The 5,147-nt window shown below is 71.7% G+C and carries 5 protein-coding genes; 3 read left to right on the top strand and 2 right to left on the bottom strand.

All coding sequences use genetic code 11. From position 1 onward, the window contains the following. Together RH94_RS46005 and RH94_RS38210 are read right to left on the bottom strand one after the other, a co-directional pair. A partial coding sequence (locus RH94_RS46005) for an acetyl-CoA carboxylase biotin carboxylase subunit (RefSeq protein WP_234426359.1) occupies positions 1-942 on the bottom strand: 942 nt, incomplete at its 3' end. 16 nt (positions 943-958) lie between these two features. Continuing rightward, entirely contained in the window at positions 959-2,575 is a 1,617-nt protein-coding gene (locus tag RH94_RS38210; RefSeq protein ID WP_073952867.1) for a carboxyl transferase domain-containing protein, read from the bottom strand. Between the two features lie 85 nt (positions 2,576-2,660). Here RH94_RS38210 and RH94_RS38205 point away from each other — a divergent pair, with 85 nt between their 5' ends. The 3 genes from RH94_RS38205 to RH94_RS46000 form a co-directional block, all read left to right on the top strand. After that, complete coding sequence (locus tag RH94_RS38205; protein ID WP_073952866.1) at positions 2,661-3,275, top strand: SACE_7040 family transcriptional regulator; 615 nt, start codon at positions 2,661-2,663, stop codon at positions 3,273-3,275. A gap of 215 nt (positions 3,276-3,490) precedes the next feature. After that, positions 3,491-4,648 carry an acyl-CoA dehydrogenase family protein gene (locus tag RH94_RS38200; RefSeq protein ID WP_073952865.1) on the top strand — a complete coding sequence of 386 codons (1,158 nt, stop codon included), beginning with the start codon at positions 3,491-3,493 and terminating at the stop codon, positions 4,646-4,648. 6 nt (positions 4,649-4,654) lie between these two features. Next, on the top strand, positions 4,655-5,147 hold a 493-nt coding region (locus RH94_RS46000; protein ID WP_234426358.1), incomplete at its 3' end, for an acyl-CoA thioesterase.

Here is a 5,147-nt window from a genome sequence, read left to right as displayed (position 1 = left end):
CTGCCACTCCACCAGGTCCAGCCCCGTGATCAGCTCGGTGACCGGGTGCTCCACCTGGAGGCGGGTGTTCATCTCCATGAAGTAGTACGCGGTCGGGTCCCCGCCGGGCACGATGAACTCCACCGTGCCCGCGCCCCGGTAGCCGCAGGAGCGGGCGGCCTGGACCGCGGCCTCGCCCATCGCGGCCCGGGTCCCCTCGTCGAGGAGCACGCTGGGTGCCTCCTCGATGATCTTCTGGTGGCGGCGCTGGAGGGAGCACTCGCGCTCGCCGAGGTGCACGACGTTGCCGTGGCCGTCGGCCAGGACCTGGATCTCGATGTGCCGGGGCCGGTCGATCCAGCGCTCGACGAGGAGGGTGTCGTCGCCGAAGGAGGCGCGGGCCTCGCGGCGGGCGGCGGCGATCTCCTCGGCGATCCGGTCCGTGTCCCGCACCAGCCGCATGCCCTTGCCGCCGCCTCCGGCGGAGGGCTTGAGCAGGACCGGCATGCCGATCTCGCGGGCGGCCCCGGCGAGCTGGTCGTCGGTCAGTCCGGAGCCGTTGGAGCCGGGGACCACCGGGACCCCGGCCGCCTCCACCGTCTCCTTGGCGCGGATCTTGTCGCCCATGAGGGAGATCGCGTCCGCGGGAGGGCCGATGAAGACCAGTCCGGCCTCCTCGCAGGCGCGCGCGAAGCCGGCGTTCTCCGCGAGGAAGCCGTACCCGGGGTGGACGGCCTGGGCGCCGGTGCGGGCGGCGGCCTCCAGCAGCCGGTCGACGCACAGGTAGCTCTCGGCCGCGGGCGCCGGGCCGATCCGTACCGCCGTGTCGGCCTCCCGGACGTGCCGGGCGTCCGCGTCGGCGTCGGAGAAGACGGCCACTGAGCGCACGCCGAGCGCGCGCAGGGTGCGGATGACGCGGACGGCGATCTCGCCGCGGTTGGCCACCAGAACTGTTTCGAACATCTTCAAGAGTTCCCCCTCACATCCGGAAGACGCCGAACTGGGGGTCGCCCAGCGGGGCGTTGGCGCACGCGGTCAGGGCCAGGCCCAGCACCTGGCGGGTTTCCAGCGGGTCGATCACGCCGTCGTCCCAGAGGCGGGCGGTGGCGTAGTAGGCGTTGCCCTGGCGCTCGTACTGGGCGCGGACGGGCGCCTTGAAGGACTCCTCGTCCTCCGTGGGCCACTCCTCCCCGCGGGCCTCCATCTGGTCGCGCTTGACGGTGGCGAGGACGGAGGCGGCCTGCTCGCCGCCCATGACCGAGATCTTGGCGTTCGGCCACATCCACAGGAAGCGGGGCGAGTACGCCCTGCCGCACATGGAGTAGTTCCCCGCGCCGTACGACCCGCCGACGACCACCGTCAGCTTGGGCACGCGCGTGCAGGCGACGGCCGTGACCATCTTGGCGCCGTGCTTGGCGATGCCGCCCGCCTCGTAGTCCCTGCCCACCATGAAGCCGGAGATGTTCTGCAGGAACAGCAGCGGGATGCCGCGCTGGTCGCACAGCTCGATGAAGTGGGCGCCCTTCTGGGCGGACTCGGAGAACAGGATGCCGTTGTTGGCGACGATCCCGACCGGGTGGCCGTGGATGCGGGCGAAGCCGGTGACCAGGGTCTGCCCGAACTCGGCCTTGAACTCGGCGAAGCGGGAGCCGTCCACCACGCGCGCGATGACCTCGCGGACGTCGTAGGGGGTGCGGGGGTCGGCCGGGACGGCGCCGTAGAGCCCGGAGGGGTCGACCTTCGGCTCGACGGCCTCGGTGACCTCCCAGGGCAGCTCCCCGCGCGCCGGGAGGGTGGAGACGATCGTGCGGACGATGCGCAGGGCGTGGGCGTCGTCCTCCGCGAGGTGGTCGGTGACGCCGGAGACGCGGGAGTGCACCTCGCCGCCGCCCAGCTCCTCGGCGGTGACGACCTCACCGGTGGCCGCCTTCACCAGCGGCGGGCCGCCCAGGAAGATCGTGCCCTGGTTGCGGACGATCACGGCCTCGTCGCTCATCGCCGGGACGTACGCCCCGCCGGCCGTGCAGGAGCCGAGGACCGCCGCGATCTGCGGGATGCCGGCACCGGACATGCGGGCCTGGTTGTAGAAGATCCGGCCGAAGTGCTCGCGGTCGGGGAAGACCTCGTCCTGCAGGGGCAGGAAGGCGCCGCCGGAGTCGACCAGGTAGAGGCACGGGAGGCGGTTCTCCAGGGCCACCTCCTGCGCGCGCAGGTGCTTCTTCACCGTCATCGGGTAGTACGTCCCGCCCTTGACGGTGGCGTCGTTGGCGACGATCACGCACTCGCGGCCGCTCACCCTGCCGATCCCGGCGACGACCCCGGCGGCCGGGGCCTGCCCGTCGTACATCCCGTCGGCGGCCAGCGGCGCCAGTTCCAGGAAGGGCGAGCCGGGGTCGAGCAGTGTGTCCACGCGGTCGCGCGGCAGCAGCTTTCCGCGCGCGGTGTGCCGCGCCCGTGCCCTCTCGCCGCCGCCGAGCCGGGCGGCGGCGAGCTTGCCGCGCAGCTCCTCGGCGAGCTCGCGGTGAGCCTCCTCGTTGGCCCGCCAGGCCTCCGACGCGGGGTCGGCCGCGCTCGTCAGCTCCGGTGCCTGATGCATCCTGCGGTCCTCTCACGTGTTAATGACCGTTAACGCACTCCCTTCAGGTTAACGACCGCTAACCTCGCTGTCTAGAATTGTTTTCATGACCACGCGAACCGACGCCCCCACCCGCCGCGAGCAGATCCTCAAGGAGGCCGCGCGCCTCTTCGCCGAACGCGGCTTCCACGGTGTCGGCGTCGACGAGATAGGCGCCGCGGTGGGCATCAGCGGACCGGGGCTCTACCGGCACTTCGCGGGCAAGGACGCGATGCTCGCGGAGCTGCTGGTCGGCATCAGCGGGCAGCTGCTGACGGGGGCGAAGCGGCGGCTGGCGGAGGCGGACGGGGGAGCCGGTCCGGCCGGTCCGGAGACGGTGCTCGACTCCCTCATCGAGGGGCACATCGACTTCGCGCTCGACGACCGTCCGCTCATCACTCTGCACGACCGGGAGCTGGACCGCCTGCGGGACAGCGACCGGAAGCTGGTGCGGCAGCTTCAGCGGCAGTACGTCGAGCTGTGGGTGGAGGTGGTCCGGCGGGTGCATCCGGAACTTTCGGAGCCGGCCGCGCGGTCGGCCGTCCACTCGGTGTTCGGGCTGCTGAACTCGACGCCGCACCTCGGGCGGGCCGGGTCGCTGCCGGGGCGGGGCGCCACGGCGGAGCTGCTGCACCGGATGGCCCGGGGGGCCTTCGCGGCGGCGGCGCCCGCGGCCGGCTGAGCGGGACGCGGGCGTGGGGCGGTGCCCCGCGCCCCGCCCGTGCGTGACCCGCGTTACGGCCGCGGGGGCTTTACCGGAGCGCCTACTCGTCGGTACGTTTGTATGAGCAAGCGCTTAGCCACTGGGCCGCAACCATCAATTGAGGAACCCGGACGGCGAGCAACCAGGTACGCGAGAGCGGCGCCGGTTTAGGCGCATGAAAGGGCGGTGGCGGCGTGCGCCGTACGGTGTTCAACGAGGATCACGAGGCGTTCCGGGAGACCCTTCGCGCCTTCATCGAGGCCGAGGTCGTACCGGTGTACGACGAGTGGTTCACGCAGGGCATCGTGCCCCGCGAGTTCTACCACAAGCTCGCCGAACTGGGCCTCTTCGGCATCAACGTGCCCGAGGAATACGGCGGCGCGGGGTTCGAGACGCACAAGTTCGAGGCCATCCAGTACGAGGAGACCGCCCGCGCGGGTGTCACCTTCGGCGGCTCCGGTGTGCACGTCCTGCTCGCGCTGCCCTACCTCAAGATGCTCGCCACCGACGAGCAGAAGAAGCGGTTCCTGCCCAAGTTCGTCTCCGGCGAGGAGATGTGGGCCATCGCGATGACCGAGCCCGGCACCGGCTCCGACCTCGCGGGCATGAAGACCACCGCCAGGCTGAGCGAGGACGGGACGCACTACGTCCTCAACGGCGCCAAGACCTTCATCACCGGCGGCGTGCACGCCGACAAGGTCATCGTCTGCGCCCGCACCGCCGCGCCCACGGCCGAGGACCGCCGCCACGGCATCTCCCTGTTCGCCGTGGACACCAGGTCCGAGGGGTACTCGGTGGGCCGCAAGCTCGACAAGCTGGGGCTGAGGACCTCCGACACCGCCGAGCTCGCCTTCGTCGACGTCGAGGTGCCCGTCGAGGACCTGCTCGGCGAGGAGAACAAGGGCTTCTCCTACCTCGGCGCCAACCTGCCCTCCGAGCGCTGGGGCATCGCCTTCGGCGCCTACGCGCAGGCCAGGGCCGCCGTCCGGTTCGCCAAGCAGTACGTGCAGGAGCGCACCGTCTTCGGCAAGCCGGTCGCCCACTTCCAGAACACCAAGTTCGAGCTGGCCGCCTGCCAGGCCGAGGTGGACGCGGCGGAAGCCGTCGCCGACCGGGCCCTGGAGGCCCTGGATGCCGGTGAGCTGACCCCCGCCGAGGCCGCCTCCGCCAAGCTGTTCTGCACCGAGGTCGCCCACCGCGTCATCGACCGCTGCCTGCAGCTGCACGGCGGCTACGGCTACATGAACGAGTACCCGATCGCCCGCCTGTACGCGGACAACCGCGTCAACCGCATCTACGGCGGCACCAGCGAGATCATGAAGTCGATCATCGCCAAGGACATGGGCCTGTAAGGAACCATGAGCCAGGCACTGCAGTCCCTGCTCGATCTGCTCGACCTCGAGCGGATCGAGCGGGACATCTTCCGCGGACGGTCCCACTTCGCGGTCGTCCCGCGCGTCTTCGGCGGACAGGTCGCGGCGCAGGCGCTGGTCGCCGCCGGGCGCACGGTCCCCGAGGACCGGCACGCGCACTCGCTGCACGCGTACTTCCTGCGCCCCGGCGACCCGGGCGCGCCCATCGTCTACACGGTGGACCGCATCCGCGACGGCCGCTCCTTCACCACCCGCCGGGTGGTCGCCGTCCAGCACGGGCAGCCGATCTTCCACCTCTCGGCGTCCTTCCAGACGCGGGAGGACGGGCTCGACCACCAGGCCCCCGTGCCGGCCGCCCCCGACCCGGCGACCCTGCCCACCTCCGACGAGCGCCTGCGCGGCTACGACCACCTCCCGGCCGAGGTCGTGGAGCGGCTCCTGGAGGCCCGTGAGGCGGTCGACCTGCGCTACGTCGACG

This window comes from Streptomyces kebangsaanensis, from assembly GCF_001906585.1.
GTDB classification, from domain to species: domain Bacteria; phylum Actinomycetota; class Actinomycetes; order Streptomycetales; family Streptomycetaceae; genus Streptomyces; species Streptomyces kebangsaanensis.
Note: the sequence above shows the minus strand (reverse complement) of the source record. Positions and strands in the feature narration are given on the sequence as shown.

Coding starts and splice junctions, on each gene's coding strand:
- RH94_RS38210 (WP_073952867.1), bottom strand. CDS start 2,575: ATGCATCAGGCACCGGAGCTGACGAGCGCGGCCGACCCCGCGTCGGAG.
- RH94_RS38205 (WP_073952866.1), top strand. CDS start 2,661: ATGACCACGCGAACCGACGCCCCCACCCGCCGCGAGCAGATCCTCAAG.